Raw genomic sequence first — 18436 nt, 5'->3', positions numbered from 1 at the left:
TGGTGGACGGGCCGGGACGGGGGGTGGCGGGGCTCACGCGTCCCACACCAGGCAGAACGGGTGGCCGGCCGGGTCGGCGTAGACCCGGAAGTCGCCCCCGCCGCCCGGCAGCCGGCGCGCGCCGAGGGCGAGCACCTGCGGCTCGGCCACCTCGACGTCGGCGACCCGCACGTCCAGGTGGAACTGCTGCGGCCGCTCCGGGTCGGGCCAGTCGGGCGCGCGCAGGTCGGGGGCCTGTTGGAACGCCAGCCGGTATCCCGCGCCGGTGACGACGACCCAGTCGTCGCCGGGCTCGCCGCGCACGTCCATGCCGAGCAGGCCGGCGTAGAAGGTCGCCAGGGCGTGCGCGTCGGGCGCGTCGATCACGACGGAGTGCAGCTGGCCGATCATGGGCCCATCCTCGCCCAGCGGGCCCGGCCCGGCAGCACCCGCCCGCCGGTGAGCGACACCCCCGGGCGGCACCGCCCACCGCTGTGCGGAGCGACCCCGGGTGCGCGGCCGCGGCCCGGTGTCGGACGATCGGTGCATGCCCCCACCCGTGGCCGCCCCGCAGCTGGGCACCCTGGACTGGCAGCCCGTCGCCACGCACCGGCACCTGCTGGCCGGGCCGGTGGCGAGCGCGGCCACCGGCCTCGGGGACGACGTCTGGGTCGCCCCGGTCGACGACGCGCTCGCCGACACGGCCGCCTTCACCGACGCCTACGGGGTGCCGCTCGCGGCGTCGGCGAACTGCGTGGTGGTGGCGGCCCGGCGGGGTGCGGACACCACGCTCGCCGCGTGCCTGGTGCTGGCCACGACCCGGGCCGACGTGAACGGGCTGGTGCGCCGGCACCTGGGCGCCCGCAAGGCCTCCTTCGCCGCGCAGGACGTCGCCGTCGCCGAGAGCGGGATGGCCTACGGCGGGATCACCCCGGTGGGGCTCCCGGTGTCCTGGCCGCTGCTGGTGGACCAGGCGGTCGCCGACGCGGACTGGCTCGTCGTGGGATCGGGCACCCGGGGCGCCAAGCTGGCCCTGCCCGGCCGGGTGCTGGCCGGCCTGCCCGGCGCCGAGGTGCTCCCCGGGCTCGGGCAGCCGGTCGGATGAGCACGCCCCACGAGGACGACGCGGCCCCCCGGCCGCCGGTCGCGCCCCGGCTCGAGCGGGCCGCCGACGACACCGACGTCGGCTGGGGCGAGCGGGTCGAGGACGCCGACGACACCGACCGCCGCTACCTGGAGGACCGCCCCCCTCACTGGGGCAGCGACTGAGCTCCCCGGCCGGCCCGCCGGTGACGCCGGGGCAGCGACCGAGCTCCCCGGCCCGCCGGTGGCACCGGGGGCGGCCGTCCTCCCGGCCCGCCGGCGGCCGCGGGCACCGCTGTGGCGTGCGTCTGGGACAGTGCGGCGATGAGCGTGCTCCAGGCGGTCGGCGGGTTCGCGGTGGTGGCCGGTCTGCTGACCCTGCTGCCGGGGCTGGACACCGCCCTGGTGCTGCGCGCGGCGATGACCCAGGGCCGCCGGGACGCGTTCCTCACCGCGCTCGGCATCGGCAGCGGCGCGCTGGTCTGGGGCGTGGCGGCGGCGGTCGGCGTCTCGGCGCTGCTGACCGCCTCGACGGTCGCGTACACCGTGCTGCGGGTGGTCGGCGCCGCGTACATGGTGTGGCTGGGTGCCCGCCTGCTGGTCGGTGCCCTGCGGCGGGCACCCGCCCCGGCCGACACCCGGGCGGCCGAGCAGGCCGCCGGGCGCAGCGGGTGGCAGGCCTGGCGCACCGGGCTGCTCACCAACCTGCTGAACCCCAAGATCGGCGCCTTCTACATCGCCGTGCTGCCGCCCTTCATCCCCGACGGTGCGTCCCCGCTGGCGATGGGACTGCTGCTCGCGCTGGTGCACGACGTGCTCGGCCTGGTGTGGTTCGCCCTGCTGATCCTGGGCGTCGGCCGGCTGCGCGTGGCGCTGCAGCGCCCGCGGGTGCAGCGGACCGTCGACGGGGTGACCGGCTCGGTGCTGGTCGGCTTCGGTCTGCGGCTGGGTCTCGCCGGCCGCTGAGGCGCCCCGGGGTGCACGGCGACCGGAGCGCGCTCAGCGGCCGGTGACACCGGGCGCCGGGGGCGGACGCTCCCCGAGGCCCTGCTGGCTGCGCAGCAGGTCGCGGATCTCGGTCAGCAGCTCGACCTCGGTGGGGGACACCGGCCCGGGCTCCTCGCCGCGCTGCCGGCGCTCCATGACCTTCTTCAGCGGCACCACGACGACGACGTAGACGACGGCCGCGGTGAGCACGAAGGTGATCACCTGGCTGATGAACGCGCCGTAGGTGAACGTCTGGCCGTCGACCTCGAACGTGCCCCCGTCGACGCCGCCACCACCGACCAGACCGATCAGCGGGGTCAGGAACGAGTCGGTGAACGCGGTGACGACCGCGGTGAACGCCGCGCCGATCACCACCGCGACGGCGAGGTCGACGACGTTGCCGCGCAGCAGGAAGTCCTTGAAGCCCTTGATCATGGCGGCAGCCTAGGCACGTCGTGTGACGGTCGGACGACGGTGACGGTGAGTGTCGCGGTCACCGCCGCGGCGGCCAGCCGGGCGGCGGTCGACGGGGGCACGGCGAGCACCAGCAGCCCGCTCGGGCCGGTGCCCGCCACGCCCACCGGGCCCTCCTCGCCCGTGGGCACGGCCAGCACCAGCGCCGCCGGGGCCACCACCTCGGACTCCACTGCCCCGGACCCACCGTCGGCCGGTGCGCTGGCCAGCACGTCGACCCGGTCGCCGGCGCGCAGCAGCCCGGCGACGGCCAGGTCGGCCAGCCGTACCGGGGCCGCCACCTCACCGGCGGGCACCTGGGACCACAGGCCCGGGCCGACCAGGCGGACCCGGGTGACCAGCTCCCCGGCCTGCACCGGCCCGGCCAGCACCTGGTCGACGAGCTCGGCCGGGTCACCGGCGGCACCGAGCGGGCGCAGCCCGACCGGCACGTCGGCGACGGTGAGGTCCGCCGCTGCCAGGACGGTGCCGGCCGGCAGGTCGCGGGCGGCCACGACCGCCGGGGTGCCCGGGGCCGGGCCCGCCGTGCCCGGCGCGGGTGGGCGGACCGCGACCACCAGGGCGGCGGCCACCAGCACCAGGGCGCCGAGCTGGCGCAGCAGGTGCAGGGGATGGCGGGGTCGACGCAGACGGGGCACGCGTCGATGCTGGTCGGGCAGCAGTCGCCCCGGTCACCGTCGCGGACGGCTGTGGACCCACCGCACCGCTGTGGACGACGACCGGCCGCCCGGCGCCGCACGTGCTAGCCGATCACCACGCCCGGGGACCAGCCGACCTGCACGAACCTCGCCACGCCGTCGATGGAGCTGACCACCTGCTCCTCCAGCCAGAACACGTACCGCCCGCCGCTGGGCAGGCCGGTGATGGTCACCGACACCGGGCCGCAGTCGTCGCGCTGGCCGACGGTCTGCGTGGGCGGCTCGGGCTGCGCGCCGCCCACCAGGTCCAGGGTCACCGCGGTGACCCGGTAGCCGATGACGGCGTCCCGGCCGTCCGCCTGCCAGCTGGCCGTCGCCTGCCCGGGGCCCACCTCGATGCCGGGCGTGATCTGCCGCGGGTTGCCGTAGCCACCGCACTCCGACGTCGGCGGGGCGAAGGTGGGCGGCACGCCGTACGGCGCGTACGGGACGAAGGCCGAGCCGGTGTCCGGCGCCGGCAGGGGCATCACCGGCTGCGCGCGGGTGGGTGCCGCAGGGACCGCGTCCTGGGACGGCACCGGCACCGTGCCGTTCGGGGCGACCGGCGCGACGCCGACCACGACGGCGGCCGGCGAGGGCACGGCCGTCGGGCCGGGCAGGTCGACGGGCGAGACCGACAGCACGAAGCCGGTGGTCAGGCACACCGCGGCCAGGCTCAGGCCGGTGCCGTACCAGCGGGCACGGCGCTCCTCGCGCCGGCGGCGCGCGGCGACCACACCCGGCCGCGGGGCCCGGCGGGGTGCCGGGCTCCGGGTGCCGCCCGGGGTCGGGTGTCCTGCGCTGCTGGTCATCTGCCGCCTCCTCCCGCTCCTGTGGAGGGTCGGCAGGCGGGCCGTCCGGATCAACCCGAACGGGGGAGGCTCTCGCCGCCGGGCCGCTGCCGCAGGCCGGGACGAGCGGGCCTCAGCCGGCGGAGCCGGCCCCCGAGGAGCTGGACGAGGAGCTGCTGGACGACGGCGTGCTGCTCGACGAGCTGCTGGCGGACCCCGAGCCGGAGGAGTCCTTGCCCGACGAGGAGGAGTCCTTGGACGACGAGGACGACTCCTTCGACGACGAGTCCTTGGACGAGGACTCCTTCGACGACGACGACGCGGACGACGAGCTCTCGGCCTTGCGGCTGTCGGTGCGGTAGAAGCCGGAGCCCTTGAACACCACGCCGACCGAGCCGTAGACCTTGCGCACCGCGGCGCCACACTCCGGGCAGACGCTCACCGGGGCGTCGGTGAAGGACTGCACGACCTCGAACTCGTGCTTGGTCTCGGGGTTGGTGCAGGCGTACTGGTACGTGGGCACAGCGGTGCTACTCCTCGTCGACAGGTCTCCGGGCTGGCACTCGCGCCCGGCGACTGCCAATGATGCGCCCTCGCCCACCAGGCGTCCACGGCCGGTTCCCGGCGCGTCGTCGTCCGGCCGGGGTGGGCGGCGTCGTGCGGGCCGTCGCGCACACGCACCGACACCGGGCGGACACGGGCCGGCAGGTACGGTCCGGGCGTGGGTGAGCAGCCGTGGTTGACCGACGAGCAGCAGCGGGTCTGGCGGTCGTGGCTGGCCGTCGCCGAGCTGCTGCCCCGGGTGCTGGACGCCCAGATGCAGCGCGACGCCGGGATCACGCACCCGGCCTACATCGTGCTGGCGATGCTGTCGGAGGCCCCGGGACGCAGCCGGCGGATGAGCGAGCTGGCCCGGGTCTCCAACCAGTCGCAGAGCCGGCTGTCGCACACGATCGCCCGGCTGGAGGAACGTGGGTGGGTGCGCCGGGAGCGCTCGGCGGAGGACGGCCGGGGGAACCTCGCGGTGCTCACCGACGCCGGGTCCGACCTGGTGCGCTCGGTCGCCCCGGGACACGTCGGCGCCGTCCGCGAGGCGCTGTTCGACGTGCTCTCCGAGCAGCAGGTCCAGGAGCTCGGTGCCACGCTCGCGGTGGTGCTGGACCGGCTGGACCCCGAGCACACGCTGCGCCTGGGCAGCAGCTGACCGCGGGGCCCGCCGGGTCGCCGTCCGGCTGCCCGGACGGCGACCCGGCCGGGCTCGGGTGGCGCGGAGGACGGCGTCGGAGGGGCGGGGCCGGTCAGCGCAGGTGGCGCAGGTAGGCCTCTGGCGCGTCGAGGAACCGGCGCCAGTCGTCGACCAGCTCCAGCCGCTCCCAGGTGGCCGGGCGCAGACCCCATGGGCCGACCTCGAGGACCTCGGCGCCGGGCAACGCGGCCACGATCGGGGAGTGGGTGGCGACCACCACCTGTGCGCCCAGGCCGACCAGGTCCAGCAGGGCGGTGACCAGCGCGAGGCTGCCGGTGAAGGAGAGGGCGGCGTCCGGCTCGTCGAGCAGGTAGAGCCCGGGCCCGGTCGCCCGGCGCAGCAACAGCTCCAGGAACGCCTGACCGTGGGACAGCTCGTGGAACAGCGGCTCGCGCCGGCCCGGGTGCTCGTCGTCGGACGAGGGACCCCGGTTGTCCTCCAGGTACGTGTAGAGGCCGTGCAGCGTCTCGTCACGGAGCAGGTAGGCCCACCGCTCACCGCCGGGGCTGCGCTCCACGATCATGTCCAGCGGCCGGGGCTCGCTGGCCCGCGTGCTGTGCCGGGTGCCCACCGAGCCGCCTTCCGGGTTCAGTCCCAGGGCGCCGGCCAGCAGCTCCACGACGGTCGACTTGCCCGACCCGTTCTCCCCGACGAGCACCAGCGCCCCGGTGGGCAGCTCGAACCCCTCCCGCAGCACCTGCCGGACGGCGGGCACGGTGAACGGCCACGTCTGCAGGGTCGCGTCGTCCGGGGGTGGTGCGCCGGGGTCGGGCTTCAGTCGGCGCACGGGGCGGCGGTCCACGCGCGGATGCTCGCGCATGCCACCGACATTCCGCCATGCCCGCCCGGACGCGTCCGCCGTCCCCGGCCGCGGGCGCAGCTCCTGCGGGGGTGCCGCCACTCCTGCGGTGCTGCACCACCGCAGATGCCGGTGCACCCCCGCAGGAGCAGCCCGCGGGCGCGCGGCGCCCTCGACGAGCCCGCCCTCCGCCCGGACGCGTCCGGCGCCCCGGCCACGCTCAGCTCTTGCGGTGGTGCCGCCACTCCTGCGGTGCTGCACCACCGCAGATGCCGGTGCACCACCGCAAGAGCCGGTGGACGCCCGCCCGCGGCTCGCGGGCACGAGCGCCCGCCCGCCCGCAGCCCGCGGGCGGCGAGCCCGCCAGCCCGCGGAGGGCACCCACCGACAGCAGGGTCAGCGGCCGAGGTGGCGGTAGCGGTGCAGCCGGCTGCGCATCCGCTCACCGTCGTCCCGGCCCAGCAGGCCGGCGAGCTCCTCGCCGAGCACCCGGCCCAGCCGCTCGCAGAACGCGGCGGGCTCGTCGGCGGCGTCGGGCCGCTCGGGCACGACCCGGTCGACGATGCCGGCCCGCCACAGGTCGGTGGCCCGGACGCCCTGCTGGGCGGCCATCTCACCGGCCCGGTCCACGGTGCGGTGCACGATCGCCGAGGCGCCCTCCGGCGGCAGCGGGCCCAGCCAGCCGTTGGCCGCGGCCAGCACCCGGTCGGCGGGCACCAGCGCCAGCGCGCCACCGCCGGTGCCCTGGCCGAGCAGCACCGCCAGCGTGGGCGCCCGCAGCATCACCATGTCGGCGAGGCAGCGGGCGATCTCACCGGCCAGCCCACCCTCCTCGGCGGCCACCGACAGCGCCGCCCCCGGGGTGTCGATCAGGGTCAGCAGCGGCAGCCGCAGCTCGGCGGCCAGTCGCATCCCTCGCCGGGCCTCGCGCAGCGCGGCCGGCCCCAGCGGGGCGGACAGCGACTGGCCGCGCCGGTCCTGGCCGAGCAGCACGCACGGCGCCCCGCCGAACCGGGCAAGCGCCAGCAGCAGGCCGGGGTCGGACTCGCCGGCGCCGGTGCCGTTCAGGGTCACCACGTCGGTCGCCGCGGTGCGCAGCAGCCGCCGCACGCCGGGCCGGTCGCTCCGGCGGGAGGCGGTGACCACGTCCCACGCGGTACGCCCGTCCTCCGGGTCGTCGGTGTCGGTGCCGTCGTCGGAGACGGGCGTCTGCGCGCCGGCGACGTCGCGGTGCCAGGTGGCCCGGGCCGCCAGCACCCGCAGCGCCCGGTCGGCGACGCCGGCCACCTCCGCGTGCGGGACGACGCCGTCGATCAGCCCGCGCTCGGCGAGGTGCTCGGCGGTCTGCACGCCGGCCGGGAACGGCTCGCCGTAGAGCGCCTCGTAGACCCGCGGGCCCAGGAAGCCGATCGCGGCGCCGGGCTCGGCGATGGTCACGTGGCCCAGTGAGCCCCAGGACGCCAGCACCCCGCCGAACGTCGGGCCGCGCAGGTAGACGAGGTAGGGCAGGCCCGCCTCCTTGTGCCGGGCGATGGCGGCGGTGATGCCGATCATCTGCAGGAAGGCGACCGTGCCCTCCTGCATGCGGGTGCCACCGGACACCGGGGACGCCAGCAGCGGCAGCCCCTCCTCGGTGGCCCGCTCGATGGCCACGACCAGCCGCTCGGCGGTGGCGGTGCCGATCGACCCGGCCAGGAAGCCGAACTCGCCGGCCAGCACCGCCACCCGCCGTCCGCGCAGCCGCCCCTCGCCGGTGACGACGGCCTCGTCCTGGCCGGTCCTCTCCCGGGCGGCGCGGAGCTCCTCGGCGTACCCGTCGTCCACGGCGCGCGGCGGCACCGGGCTGTCCCAGGACAGCCAGGAGCCCGGGTCCAGCACCAGGTCGCGCAGCGCCCGGGCGTCCAGGCGCGCGGCTCGGGTCACGTGCGGGGCCCGTCCTCGGCGTCCGGCGCGGGCTGGGCCAGCCAGGCCCGGACGGCGTCGCCGTCGGCGCCCAGGGTCGGTGGCGCCCGGTGCTCGCGCCGGGTGGTCTCCGTCTCGCCGGTGGCGCTCGGGGCGAAGAAGCGCAGCGGCGGCCCGGGCAGCGCCACCGTGCCGAGCGTGGCGTGCTCGACGTCGACGACCAGGCCCTGGGAGAGGGTCTGGTCCCAGGCGTACACCTCGTCGATGTTGCGCACCTTGCCGGCCGGCACCCCGGCCGCGGCCAGCCGGGCCAGCAGCTGCTCGGCGGGGATGTCGGCGAACGCGGTCTCCAGCAGCTCGACCACCCGCGCCCGGTTGCCCACCCGCTCGCCGTTGGTGGCCAGCCCCTCGGCCTCGGCGTCCAGGCCGAACTCGGTGCACAGCCGGCGCCACAGCCCCTCGCTGCCACAGGACAGCTGCACGCTGCCGCCCCCGCCGCAGTGGAACAGCCCGTACGGGACGATCGAGGGGTGGTGGTTGCCCTGGGCGCGGCCCACCTGACCGGCCACCGTCCACGCGGTGCCCTGGAAGGCGTGCACCCCGACGACGGCGGCCAGCAGCGAGGTGCGGACGACCTGGCCGCGGCCGGTGCGGTCCCGTTCCAGCAGCGCGGCCAGCACGCCGTAGGCGCCGTACATCCCGGCGAGCAGGTCACCGATCGGCACACCCACCCGCTGCGGGTCGTCCGGGCCAGAGCCGGTCAGCGACATCAGCCCGGCCTCGCCCTGCGCGATCTGGTCGTACCCGGCCCGGCCGCCCTCGGGACCGTCGTGGCCGAAGCCGCTGATCGCCAGCGTCACCAGCCGGGGGTTCAGCTCGGCCAGCACGTCGGTGCCGAAGCCGAGCCGGGCCAGCGTGCCGGGGCGGAAGTTCTCCAGCAGCACGTCGGCCCGGCGCAGCAGCTCGGTGAGCAGGGCCTTGTCCGCCTCGTCCTTGAGGTCGAGGGTGATCGACTGCTTGTTGCGGTTGGCCGACAGGAAGTACGTCGACTCCCGCCCGCCCTGGTCGGGCTGCACGAACGGCGGCCCCCAGCCGCGGGTGTCGTCGCCGCTGCCCGGGTTCTCCACCTTGATCACCCGCGCCCCGAGGTCGCCGAGCATCATCCCGGCGTGCGGGCCGGCCAGGGCGCGGGTCAGGTCGACGACGAGCACGCCGTCCAGCGGTCCGGTCACGTCGGTCTCCTCGGTCGTCGGGCGGAGGGTGTCGGGCGGGTGCCCAGCAGACCAGGCGGCCCGCGGTCGGGTGCGGGTGGGCCCTCAGAGCCAGCCGGGGACGACGAACACGAGCCAGGCGATGAGCGGGCCGATCACCACGACGACGACGGAGTAGCTCAGGATCTGCTTGTAGAAGCCGTCCCGGTCGACGTCCTGCGCGTTGGCCAGCACGAGAGCGCCGTTGGTGGAGAACGGGCTCACGTCGACGATCGTGGAGGCCACCGACAGCGCGACGACCACGCCGACCGCGCCGATCTCCCCGGCCAGCAGGAACGGCACCGCCAGCGAGATCGCGACGCCGATGATCGCCGTCGAGGAGGCGAACGCCGACACGACCGCGCCGATGTAGGCCAGCAGCAGGGCCACCAGCAGCGGGCTGCCCAGGCCGCTGGCGGCCTCGCCCACGTAGTCGATGGTGCCGGCCTCCTGCAGCACGAACACGAAGGTGAGCACGCCGGCGATCAGCAGCACCGTCGACCAGCTGATCTGGGCGACCGCGCCCTTGTGCCGGGCGGCGGAGAACATGGCCAGCACCACCGCGATGGTGATGGACACGAAGCCGATGTCCAGCTTGAAGGCCAGGGCGAGCACCGCCAGCGCCACCAGGCCGACCAGGGTGAGCACCTGCTCGAGTTCGATCCGCCCGCCGCCCTCGGTGCTGGCGGTGGCGGTGGCCTGCTCGGCGGTCAGCGGGCTGCCGCCCACCGCCGGGCCGGGGGCGGCGCCGTGGCCGCGCACCGCCGGTCCGCCGCCGGGAGCCGGGCTCGCCCCGCCGGCGGTGGGCTCCTCGGCCGCCCGCGCGGCGTCGACGTCGGCGGCCTTGCGGCCCAGCAGGGCGCGCCCGCCCAGCACCACGAACAGCACTGCGGCGATGGCCAGGTTGAAGAACAAGCTGGCCAGGAACACCGTCAGCGGGCTGCTGGGCAGGTCGTTCTCCTCGACGATCTCGTTGACCGTCAGCCCGTAGACGCTGATCGGGGAGAACCCGCCGCCCTGCGCGCCGTGGATGACCATCATGCCCATCAGCAGCGGGTTGATGCCGTAGCGGCGGGCGAAGCCGAGAGCGATGGGCGCCACGATGGCCACCGCGGCCGGCGACAGCGCGCCGATGCCGGTGAGCACCGCGGTCACCCCGAACATCACCCACGGGATGAGCGCGATCTGGCCGCCCACCAGGCGTACCGCGCCGCGCACCAGCAGGTCGACGGTGCCGTTGTTCTGCGCGATGGCGAACAGGTACGTGACGCCGATCAGGGTCAGCACCAGCTCGCCTGGGAACCCGGCCAGGATGTCGTCGGTGGTCATGCCCACCGCGAGGGTGCCGACCAGGAAGGCGGCCACGAACGCCAGGGCGCCCATGTTGATCGGCAGGAACGTCGCGATGGCGAAGATGGCGACGAGCGCCAGGATCGAGACGATCTCGGGTGACACGGGTGGCTCCCGCCGGTCGGAGGGCGTCGCCCGGCCGACCCGGAGCGACGCAGGTCACCCTCCCACCAGGCCGCCTGCGCCGCGAGGCGACGGCGGACCGTCAGCCGCGCAGGTCCTGCCAGCCCCCGCTCGGGGTCACCACCACGTCGACCGGCCGGTCGTGCGGCTCGGCGGGCAGCGAGGGCACCAGCTCACCGTCGAACACCAGCGCCACGAGCACCGCGTCGGCCCGGGCGTGCAGCAGCGCCCGGTCGTAGTAGCCGCCGCCCCGGCCCAACCGCGTGCCGTCCAGGGCCACCGACAGCGCGGGCACGACGACGACGTCGGCGCTGCCCACCGCGCTCGCCGGCAGCCGGGGGCCCATCGGCTCCAGGACCCCGAACCGGCCCGGCGCCAGCCGGCCGTCGCCGACCGCCCAGGCCAGTTCCCGGCCCTGGGCCGGCGTCACCGGCAGCAGCACCCGGGCGTCCAGCCGGGTGAACACCGCGGGGATCGACCCGTACCCGGGCTCCTCGGGGAACGGCACGTAGGCGGCCACCACGCGGGCCGCGCCCAGGCGGGGGAGCAGCGCGCCGGCCAGGGCGGGTGCGGCGGCGGCCCGCTCGGCCGGGGTGCGCTGCGCGCGCCGCTCCCGCACGCGGGTGCGGAGCCCGGCCTTGCCGCCGCTGTCGTCCCCCTGGTCCACCCGACCAGGCTAGATACGCTCTCCGCCATGACGAGCAGCCGTGGTGATCGCCCGTGACCTCTCCGACGACCAAGGCGGTCATCCCCGTCGCCGGGATGGGCACGCGCTTCCTCCCCGCCACGAAGGCCGTGCCGAAGGAGCTCCTGCCGGTCGTCGACCGGCCCGCTCTGCAGTACATCGTGGAGGAGGCGGCCCGCGCGGGGCTGCCCGAGGTGCTGATGGTCACCGGGCGCAACAAGGCCGCCATCGAGGACTTCTTCGACCGCACTCCCGAGCTCGAGGCGGCCCTGGAGAAGAAGGGCGACCAGAGCCGGCTGGACGCGGTGCACGAGTCGACCGACGTCGCGCAGGTGCACTTCGTCCGGCAGGGCGAGGCCAAGGGCCTGGGCCACGCGGTGCTGCAGGCGGCGGCGTTCGTCGGCGACGAGCCGTTCGCGGTGCTCCTCGGCGACGACCTCATCGACGCCCGCGACCACCTGCTCGAGCAGATGCTCGCCGTCCAGTCCGAGCACGGTGGGTGTGTCATCGCCCTGTTGGACGTCGGGCGGGAGAACATCGACAAGTACGGCGCGGTGGCGATCGAGGAGGCGGAGCACACGGCCGACGGGGACAGCTCGGGCGACACCGTCGTCCGGGTCACCGGACTGGTGGAGAAGCCACCGGTCGACGAGGCGCCGAGCAGTCTGGCGATCATCGGCCGCTACGTGCTCTCCCCGGAGGTGTTCGACGCCATCCGCGCCACGCCCCCCGGGCGGGGCGGGGAGATCCAGCTCACCGACGCACTGCTGCGGCTGGTGGAGCAGGGACACCCGGTGCACGGCGTCGTGTTCTCCGGCCGTCGGTACGACACCGGTGACAAACTCGACTACCTCAAGGCCGTGGTGCGGCTCGCCGTCGAGCGGGACGACCTCGGACCCGCCCTGCGCAGCTGGCTCGTGGAGTTCGTGGCCCAGCTGCCGGAGGGCGGGGGCACAGGGGAGACGACGCCGACGGCCTGACCCGCCGCCGGCGGTGCAGGGTCCGTCGGCGGGAGCTCCGTCGCCGGTCACGGACGTGACGCAGACGATGGACGGTGGGGGATGACCGACGACAGGGCACGCGGCTGGTTCCGCAGTGGTTCCCGGGACACGACGCAGCTGGACCTCGTCCAGGGCGCCCCGGTGGCCACTGCGGACGCCGCCGGCGCGCACGCGACCCGGCAGATCGACGGCGCACTGCCGTCGGCGCCGTCCGTGCCCACCCCCCGGGACGCCGGCCACCTCGACGGCGGCCACGCCCCGCACCCGCACCCGCACGACGACGACCACGAGACCGGTGGGCTGGACCTCAGCGCCATCCAGGTGCGCTCGGTGGAGCAGCACCTGGAGCAGGTCCTGTCCGCCGTGCCGACCCCGGACTCCATCGAGCTGGCGGTGCTGGACGCCCAGGGGCTGCTCTGCGCCGAGCAGGTGACCAGCTCCCGGGCGCTGCCGGGCTTCGACCAGGCCGCGCTGGACGGGTACGCGGTCCGCTCGGCGGACATCGCCGGCAGCAGCCCGGAGCGGCCGGTGGAGCTGTCGGTCGTGGGGGAGAGCCTGCCCGGGCCGGCGGAGCCCGCCTCGATCGGGCCCGGGCTCGCGCACCGGGTCGCCGCCGGCGCGATGCTGCCCACCGGTGCCGACGTCGTCGTCCCGGCCGTCTGGACCGACCAGGGCGCGGCCCGGGTGGGCGTGCACGCCGACCTCGCCCCGGGCAGCTACGTCCGGCGGGCCGGGGACGACCTGGCCCCCGGTGACCAGGCGGTCGGCGTCGGCACGCCGATCGGCCCGGCCCAGATCAGCCTGCTGGCCGCGATGGGCCGCGACCGGGTGCTGGTGCGCCCGAGGCCGCGGGTCGTGGTTCTGTGTGCCGGCCCGGAGCTGGTGGACGTCGGCACGGTGCCCTCCCCGGGCCAGGTCGTCGACGTCAACAGCTACGCGCTGGCCGCCGCGGCCCGGGACGCCGGTGCCGAGGCCTACCGGGCCGGCATCGTGCCCGGCGACCGGCGGCGCCTGGTCGAGCTGCTGGAGAGCCAGCTGCTGCGCAGCGACGTGCTGCTGCTCGCCGGCACGTTCGCCAGCGGCGGCTTCGACCTGGTGCAGGAGGCGCTGGCCGAGCTGGGCACGGTGCAGTTCACCCAGGTCGCGATGCACCCCGGCTCGGTGCAGGCCTTCGGCCGGCTGGGCCGCGACCAGGTGCCGATCATCTGCGTGCCCGGCGAGCCGGTGGCCGCGCTGGTGGCCTTCGAGGTCTTCGTGCGCCCGGCGATCCGGATGATGCTCGGCAAGCGCCAGCTGTTCCGGCGCACCGTGCAGGCGGTGGCCGCCGAGACGCTGCTCTCCCCGCTGGGCTACCGGCAGTACCTGCACGGCTCGGTCATGCGGCACCCGGACGGCGGCTACGTCGTCGAGCCGGTCGGGACCGAGCACGAGGCGATGCTGGCCCGCATGGCCCGGTCCAACTGCCTGATCGTGATCGACGAGGACGTCACCGAGGTGTCCGCGGGCGGGCTCGTGACGGTCGTGCCCATGCTCATCGGGAGCTGAGCTGGACAGCGTCACCCACCCGGGCTGGCCGGCCCGGCTCGGCTGGGGACCGGTCGAGCTGGTCCCGCTGGCCCGGCGCGACGCCGTCGAGTGGACGCGGGTGCGGCGGGCCAACGAGCTGTGGCTGGCCCCGTGGGAGCCGTCGGCGGCGATGAGCTGGGCGGCCCGGCACACGCCGTCGTCCTACCGGGCGATGCGGCGGGCCGCGCTCGCGCGGGCACGCCAGGGCACCTCGCTGCCGTTCGCCGTCCGGTACGAGGACCGGCTCGTCGGGCAGGTGACGCTGGACAACGTGGTGCGCGGGGCGCTGCGCTCGGGCCACCTGGGCTACTGGGTCGACCGCGCGGTGTCCGGTCGCGGGGTGGCGTCGCTGGCGGTCGCGCTGGTGTGCGACCACGCCTTCGGCGCAGTGGGCCTGCACCGGCTGCAGGCCGACATCCGCCCGGAGAACCGGCCGAGCCGGCGCCTGGTGGAGCGGCTGGGCTTCCGTCAGGAGGCGCTCTTCCGGCAGTACCTGGACATCGACGGAGCGTGGCGCGACCACCTCGGGTACGCCCTGCTGGCCGACGACGTCCCGGGGGGGCTGCTCACCCGCTGGCGGGCCCGCGCACCGCACTGACCATCGAGTGTGTACGCCCGGTAGCGGGCCGGACACGCTGAGGTCACGATGTCGACGGGACACGCCGAGACGCCGCAACACGTCGCCGACACACCGGTCCACCTCCCCTGATCTCCGCGCCGCCGTCCCTAACCTGCCTCTCGAGTGACACCTGTGACTGGTGTGACCCCAGGGACTGGGGTGTGTGTGCTCATGGACTGGATCGAGGTGGACCCGAGATATGGGATCAGGCGTTCTGCTGGCGGCGCTGGTGGTGCTGTGGTTCGTCGTGCTCGTGCCGATGGTGGTGACCCGCGGGGAACCGGGGACCCAGCCGGCCGGGACGGCGGGCGGGGTCCGGGGACAGGGCGGGGGAGCGGACTCCGGACGCACCCTGCAGCGGCGACGCACGGTCGACCCCGTGGTGCACGCGGAGACCGAGCGCGTCGCGATCGACCGGGCCGCGCTGCGCAGCTCTGGTGAGCTCCGGGTCGACGTGCACGCCGTGCGGCGGCGCACGCTCGGTGGCCTGGTGGCGCTCGCGCTGCTGACCCTCGTCGGCGCGCTGGCGTACCAGTCGTGGATGTGGGCCCCGCAGGTGCTGCTGGACGTCGCCGTCGTCGGATACCTGATGGTGCTGCGCGCGACCGTCCAGCGGGAGCGCCGGGCGGCGGCCCGCCGGGCGGCACGACGGGCGGCCCGGCCGGTCGCCCGCCAGGTCCCGGCCCGTCCCGCCCCGGCGGCGGCTCCGGCGGCCGCCGCCACCGTGTCGCCGGTGTCCGCGCCGCTGGCGTCCACCCCGTACCCGAGCCTGCCGCTGGCTCCGGTGCACCCGCTGCGCCCCGGACGGGTCGTCGCGGCCCGCACGCCCACGCCGGCCGGCTGGCAGGACAGCGCGGTCGTCGACCTGGACGACGACGACATCGGCTTCGCCGACGTCGACCTGTACGCCCCGCGGCGCGTCGCGAACGGGTAAGGACCCCCTGCCCCCCACCACGAGCAAGCTCGCGGCGGGGCCCTGCAGGGGGCCCGACCCTGCCGACGACCATGGGCGAGCTCGCGGCGGGACCCTGCAGGGGGCCTGACCCCGGTGGGGCGGGCCGCTCGACAGGCGGTAAGCTCTGCCGGGCAAGGGGCTGTGGCGCAGTCCGGTAGCGCACCTCGTTCGCATCGAGGGGGTCAGGGGTTCGACTCCCCTCAGCTCCACCCTCGTCAGGCCGGGCCCATCGGGCCCGGCCTGACGCACGTCCGGCCCCGAGCCCAGGGGCGCACCCAGGCCGCTCGGCTACCGTCCTGCGCGATGGACGACGACTCGCGACCCGGTCCCGCCGCAGCTCACGGGCGCGACACCCGGTGAGCCGGCACGGGACCGGCGCCCGCGGACGGCGTCGCTGGCTGCTGGTCGGCGCCCTGGCGCTGGCGGTGACGCTCGCGGTGACCGCCGCCGTCACCGGTCGGTGGCCCGGCACGTCGACGGACACCGCCGCGGTCGGCTCTGCGGACCCCGCGCAGCTGGCACCCGCCCCGGCCACGCCGACCGTCCCGTCGTCCGCCCCGCCGGTGCCCACCACCCCGCCGGTGCCCACCACGCCGCCCGCCTCGCCGGTGCCGCCCTTCGACGCGCAGCGCTTCTCCGTCGACGACCCGGCCAGCCCGTGGGTCGTGGTGAACAAGACTCGCCCGCTGAGCCCGCTGGACTACGCGCCGGCCGACCTGGTGCCGGTGGCCGGCGGGGTGACCCTCGCGGCGCCGGCGGCGGCCGCCATGGACCAGCTGGTCACCGCGGCCGCCGCCCAGGGGCTCACCGTGACACCGCTGAGCGGCTACCGCTCCTACGACTACCAGCAGGGCGTGCACGCGAGCGCGGTCAGCCGGCTGGGCCGGGCCGCGGCCGACGCGGCCAGCGCCCGGGCCGGCTACAGCGAGCACCAGACCGGCCTCGGCGTCGACGTGGGCGGCGGGGGCTGCGACATCGAGCAGTGCTTCGCCGGGACGGCGGAGGGCATGTGGGTGGCCGCGGAGTGCTGGCGATACGGCTGGATCGTCCGGTACACCGCCCCCGAGCAGCAGGTCACCGGCTACAAGGGCGAGCCGTGGCACCTGCGGTACGTGGGCGTGGAGCTGTCCACCGAGATGCGGGCGCGCGGCGTGGCCACCCTGGAGCAGTTCTTCGGGCTGCCCGCCGCCCCGGACTACCTGGACTAGCGGCTCCCGCCACCGGGGCGTCGGCGGTCCGCCGCGCGGTGGACCACCCGGACAGTCGGATCCTCGGCCCGGGACGTGTCAGGCATACCTGACACGTCCCGGAGCAGGTGCCCCGTCCCGGACGGGAGCTCCCAGGGCCGTCTGGACCCCGACGCGACGGGCCTGGCGGCTCAGTACCAGGAGGGGAACCACATCCGCTGCTGCCAGTCCGGGGTGGGCAGCGGGTGGCCGGTGAGCACCGGCAGGAAGAACACGAACGTCGCGGCCACGACGGTGACGTACAGGCACACCGCACCCAGCCCCAGCTGGCGGCGCAGCGGCGTGGGTCCCGTCGTCCCGGTCGGGTCGACGCGGCCGGTCGGGCCCAGCACGTCCTGCAGGGCGAGGGTCACGGCGATGACGAAGAACGGCAGCACCGGTGCCATGTAGAAGATGAACATGGTGCGGTCGAGGTTCACGAACCAGGTGAGCCAGCCGGCGGCGATGCCGACGGCCGCCACGCCCGCGGCGGCGTCGCGCCGGGCCACGATCCGCCAGAGCAGCCACAGCAGCGCCGGCACGAACGCGAACCACAGGGTCGGCGTGCCCACCATCAGGATGTAGCGCACCACCGGGTTGCCGTCGCCGTCGGTGAGGTCCTGCGGGTTCCACAGCAGGATCGGCCGGCCGTCGACCACCCACGACCACGGCCCGGACTCCCACGGGTGCGGGCTGGACAGCCCGTTGTGGAACGCCAGCCACTCGCCGTGCATGTGCCACAGCGAGCGCAGCGCACCGGGCACGAAGCCGAACGAGGTGTCCGGGTTCTGCTCGGCCCAGTGCCGGCCCTGCGACGACTCGCCCAGGAACCAGCCGGTGAAGGTGGCCAGGTAGGTGAGCACCGGCAGCACACCGAGAGCCCAGGCGGCGCCGGGCAGGCCGCGCAGCAGCGCCACCCGGCTGGGCCGGGCGACGCCGGCCGCCCTCCACGACGCGCGGTCCCAGAAGAGGCTGGCCACGGCGAAGAACGCCAGGAAGTAGACGCCGCTCCACTTGACCGCGCAGGCCGAGCCCAGCAGGAACCCGCCGGCGATCCGCCACGTGCGCGGGCCCAGGGCGAAGCCGGACGCCGTCACCCGGTCGGCGTGCTCGAGCACCCCAGCTCGGATCGTGGCACGCACCCGGTCGCGGTCGACCACCAGGCAGGCCACCCCGGAGACCACCAGGGCCTGCAGGAACACGTCGAGCAGGCCGATCCGGGACAGCGTGAAGGCGAACCCGTCCAGGGCCAGCAGCAGCCCGGCGACCACGCCCCACAGGGTCGAGCCGGTCAGCCGGCGGGCCAGCCGCACCAGCACGACGACGGCGATCGTGCCGGCCACCGCCGAGGGCACCCGCCAGCCGACCGAGTCGTACCCGAACACCTGCTCGCCCAGCGCGATGAACCACTTGCCCAGCGGTGGGTGCACGATGAACGTGTAGCCGCGGTTGAACTCGTAGCCCCACTCCAGCATCTCGTTCGCCTCGGGCGGGTAGTACGCCTCGTCGAACAGCAGGTCCGGTGGGTAGCTGATGCCCCACACCCGGCTCACCAGCGTGGCCACGCCGAGCACCGCGGTGAGCACCCAGCTCAGCAGCCGGTCGGTCGGGGCCGGCGGCGTGGGGTCCAGGCGGCGACGCGGTGCCCGCAGCGACCGGCGGGCCGGCGGTGGCGGAGGCGCGACAGACGTCCGCTCAGGTGCTGTCACCGCCATGCCGCCAG

20 protein-coding genes and 1 tRNA gene are annotated in these 18436 nt (G+C 75.9%); 10 read left to right on the top strand and 11 right to left on the bottom strand.

Translation table 11 applies throughout. The annotated features are described in order from the left end of the window. Positions 1-33: 33 nt before the first annotated feature. On the bottom strand, positions 34-390 hold the full coding sequence (locus G1H19_RS16900; RefSeq protein ID WP_152730854.1) for a VOC family protein: 357 nt from the start codon (positions 388-390) through the stop codon (positions 34-36). A 136-nt stretch (positions 391-526) separates the two neighbouring features. On the opposite strand from G1H19_RS16900, the gene G1H19_RS16895 reads away from it, so the two are divergent. The 3 genes from G1H19_RS16895 (at position 527) to G1H19_RS16885 (ending at position 2028) form a co-directional block, all read left to right on the top strand. Next, positions 527-1084 (top strand): YbaK/EbsC family protein, encoded by a 558-nt coding sequence (locus tag G1H19_RS16895; protein WP_152730855.1) that lies wholly within the window; start codon positions 527-529, stop codon positions 1082-1084. After that, the gene (locus tag G1H19_RS16890) at positions 1081-1248 is read left to right on the top strand and encodes a hypothetical protein (RefSeq protein ID WP_162393037.1); all 168 of its coding nucleotides are present in this window, start codon (positions 1081-1083) and stop codon (positions 1246-1248) included. The genes G1H19_RS16895 and G1H19_RS16890 overlap by 4 nt, the downstream gene beginning before the upstream one ends. A 138-nt stretch (positions 1249-1386) precedes the next feature. Then, positions 1387-2028 (top strand): LysE family translocator, encoded by a 642-nt coding sequence (locus G1H19_RS16885; protein WP_152730856.1) that lies wholly within the window; start codon positions 1387-1389, stop codon positions 2026-2028. 33 nt (positions 2029-2061) lie between these two features. On the opposite strand, the gene mscL is transcribed toward G1H19_RS16885, so the two are convergent. The 4 genes from mscL to G1H19_RS16865 all read right to left on the bottom strand — a co-directional run bounded on the left by mscL (position 2062) and on the right by G1H19_RS16865 (position 4514). Further along, positions 2062-2484 carry a large conductance mechanosensitive channel protein MscL gene (gene mscL, locus G1H19_RS16880; RefSeq protein WP_152730857.1) on the bottom strand — a complete coding sequence of 141 codons (423 nt, stop codon included), beginning with the start codon at positions 2482-2484 and terminating at the stop codon, positions 2062-2064. Next, positions 2481-3161 carry a Flp pilus assembly protein CpaB gene (gene cpaB, locus G1H19_RS16875; RefSeq protein WP_162393038.1) on the bottom strand — a complete coding sequence of 227 codons (681 nt, stop codon included), beginning with the start codon at positions 3159-3161 and terminating at the stop codon, positions 2481-2483. The genes mscL and cpaB overlap by 4 nt, the downstream gene beginning before the upstream one ends. Before the next feature lie 104 nt (positions 3162-3265). Continuing rightward, positions 3266-4012 carry a hypothetical protein gene (locus tag G1H19_RS16870; protein WP_152730859.1) on the bottom strand — a complete coding sequence of 249 codons (747 nt, stop codon included), beginning with the start codon at positions 4010-4012 and terminating at the stop codon, positions 3266-3268. Positions 4013-4124: 112 nt separating this feature from the next. Next, complete coding sequence (locus G1H19_RS16865; protein ID WP_162393039.1) at positions 4125-4514, bottom strand: FmdB family zinc ribbon protein; 390 nt, start codon at positions 4512-4514, stop codon at positions 4125-4127. 198 nt (positions 4515-4712) lie between these two features. On the opposite strand from G1H19_RS16865, the gene G1H19_RS16860 reads away from it, so the two are divergent. Beyond that, the gene (locus G1H19_RS16860; protein WP_235928140.1) at positions 4713-5195 is read left to right on the top strand and encodes a MarR family winged helix-turn-helix transcriptional regulator; all 483 of its coding nucleotides are present in this window, start codon (positions 4713-4715) and stop codon (positions 5193-5195) included. Positions 5196-5289: 94 nt separating this feature from the next. Here G1H19_RS16860 and G1H19_RS16855 read toward each other — a convergent pair whose 3' ends face one another. From G1H19_RS16855 to G1H19_RS16835, 5 genes are all read right to left on the bottom strand, one after another. After that, a complete protein-coding gene (locus G1H19_RS16855) occupies positions 5290-6039 on the bottom strand; it encodes an AAA family ATPase (RefSeq protein ID WP_202925918.1) in 750 nt (249 codons plus the stop codon). Positions 6040-6432: 393 nt separating this feature from the next. Then, positions 6433-7959, bottom strand: a complete 1527-nt coding sequence (locus G1H19_RS16850) for a carboxyl transferase domain-containing protein (protein ID WP_162393040.1) — start codon at positions 7957-7959, stop codon at positions 6433-6435. Continuing rightward, entirely contained in the window at positions 7956-9170 is a 1215-nt protein-coding gene (locus G1H19_RS16845) for a CaiB/BaiF CoA transferase family protein (protein WP_162393041.1), read from the bottom strand. Before G1H19_RS16845 ends, G1H19_RS16850 begins: the two co-directional genes overlap by 4 nt. Before the next feature lie 84 nt (positions 9171-9254). Then, positions 9255-10643 carry an SLC13 family permease gene (locus G1H19_RS16840; protein ID WP_162393042.1) on the bottom strand — a complete coding sequence of 463 codons (1389 nt, stop codon included), beginning with the start codon at positions 10641-10643 and terminating at the stop codon, positions 9255-9257. Between the two features lie 100 nt (positions 10644-10743). Further along, positions 10744-11328, bottom strand: a complete 585-nt coding sequence (locus G1H19_RS16835; protein ID WP_162393043.1) for a 5-formyltetrahydrofolate cyclo-ligase — start codon at positions 11326-11328, stop codon at positions 10744-10746. 53 nt (positions 11329-11381) lie between these two features. Here G1H19_RS16835 and G1H19_RS16830 point away from each other — a divergent pair, with 53 nt between their 5' ends. The 6 genes from G1H19_RS16830 (at position 11382) to G1H19_RS24675 (ending at position 16695) form a co-directional block, all read left to right on the top strand. Then, positions 11382-12326 (top strand): UTP--glucose-1-phosphate uridylyltransferase, encoded by a 945-nt coding sequence (locus G1H19_RS16830; protein ID WP_235928141.1) that lies wholly within the window; start codon positions 11382-11384, stop codon positions 12324-12326. A gap of 81 nt (positions 12327-12407) precedes the next feature. After that, positions 12408-13892 carry a molybdotransferase-like divisome protein Glp gene (glp, locus tag G1H19_RS16825; protein WP_152730861.1) on the top strand — a complete coding sequence of 495 codons (1485 nt, stop codon included), beginning with the start codon at positions 12408-12410 and terminating at the stop codon, positions 13890-13892. A 1-nt stretch (position 13893) separates the two neighbouring features. Next, positions 13894-14511 (top strand): GNAT family N-acetyltransferase, encoded by a 618-nt coding sequence (locus G1H19_RS16820; RefSeq protein ID WP_152730862.1) that lies wholly within the window; start codon positions 13894-13896, stop codon positions 14509-14511. Between the two features lie 220 nt (positions 14512-14731). Next, positions 14732-15466: a hypothetical protein gene (locus G1H19_RS16815; RefSeq protein ID WP_152730863.1), complete on the top strand. Its 735-nt coding sequence runs from the start codon at positions 14732-14734 to the stop codon at positions 15464-15466. A 156-nt stretch (positions 15467-15622) separates the two neighbouring features. Then, positions 15623-15696 (top strand) — tRNA-Ala (locus G1H19_RS16810). Positions 15697-15843: 147 nt separating this feature from the next. Continuing rightward, on the top strand, positions 15844-16695 hold the full coding sequence (locus tag G1H19_RS24675; protein ID WP_152730864.1) for a M15 family metallopeptidase: 852 nt from the start codon (positions 15844-15846) through the stop codon (positions 16693-16695). Between the two features lie 170 nt (positions 16696-16865). Here the strand turns inward: G1H19_RS24675 and G1H19_RS16800 are convergent, their stop codons facing one another. After that, positions 16866-18428, bottom strand: coding sequence for a dolichyl-phosphate-mannose--protein mannosyltransferase (locus G1H19_RS16800; protein ID WP_152730865.1), 1563 nt, complete (start codon positions 18426-18428; stop codon positions 16866-16868). Between the last annotated feature and the right edge of the window lie 8 nt (positions 18429-18436).

Origin of the sequence: Goekera deserti, from assembly GCF_010685995.1 — a bacterium.
Lineage (GTDB): Bacteria > Actinomycetota > Actinomycetes > Mycobacteriales > Geodermatophilaceae > Goekera > Goekera deserti.
This window is presented reverse-complemented; position numbering and strand designations above follow the sequence as displayed.

What these genes read in the sequence shown, in the direction of transcription:
- G1H19_RS16890 (WP_162393037.1), top strand. Translation starts at nt 1,081, where the DNA reads ATGAGCACGCCCCACGAGGACGACGCGGCCCCCCGGCCGCCGGTCGCG.
- G1H19_RS16885 (WP_152730856.1), top strand. Translation starts at nt 1,387, where the DNA reads ATGAGCGTGCTCCAGGCGGTCGGCGGGTTCGCGGTGGTGGCCGGTCTG.
- G1H19_RS16900 (WP_152730854.1), bottom strand. Translation starts at nt 390, where the DNA reads ATGATCGGCCAGCTGCACTCCGTCGTGATCGACGCGCCCGACGCGCAC.
- mscL (WP_152730857.1), bottom strand. Translation starts at nt 2,484, where the DNA reads ATGATCAAGGGCTTCAAGGACTTCCTGCTGCGCGGCAACGTCGTCGAC.
- G1H19_RS16870 (WP_152730859.1), bottom strand. Translation starts at nt 4,012, where the DNA reads ATGACCAGCAGCGCAGGACACCCGACCCCGGGCGGCACCCGGAGCCCG.
- G1H19_RS16895 (WP_152730855.1), top strand. Translation starts at nt 527, where the DNA reads ATGCCCCCACCCGTGGCCGCCCCGCAGCTGGGCACCCTGGACTGGCAG.
- glp (WP_152730861.1), top strand. Translation starts at nt 12,408, where the DNA reads ATGACCGACGACAGGGCACGCGGCTGGTTCCGCAGTGGTTCCCGGGAC.
- G1H19_RS16800 (WP_152730865.1), bottom strand. Translation starts at nt 18,428, where the DNA reads ATGGCGGTGACAGCACCTGAGCGGACGTCTGTCGCGCCTCCGCCACCG.
- G1H19_RS16815 (WP_152730863.1), top strand. Translation starts at nt 14,732, where the DNA reads ATGGGATCAGGCGTTCTGCTGGCGGCGCTGGTGGTGCTGTGGTTCGTC.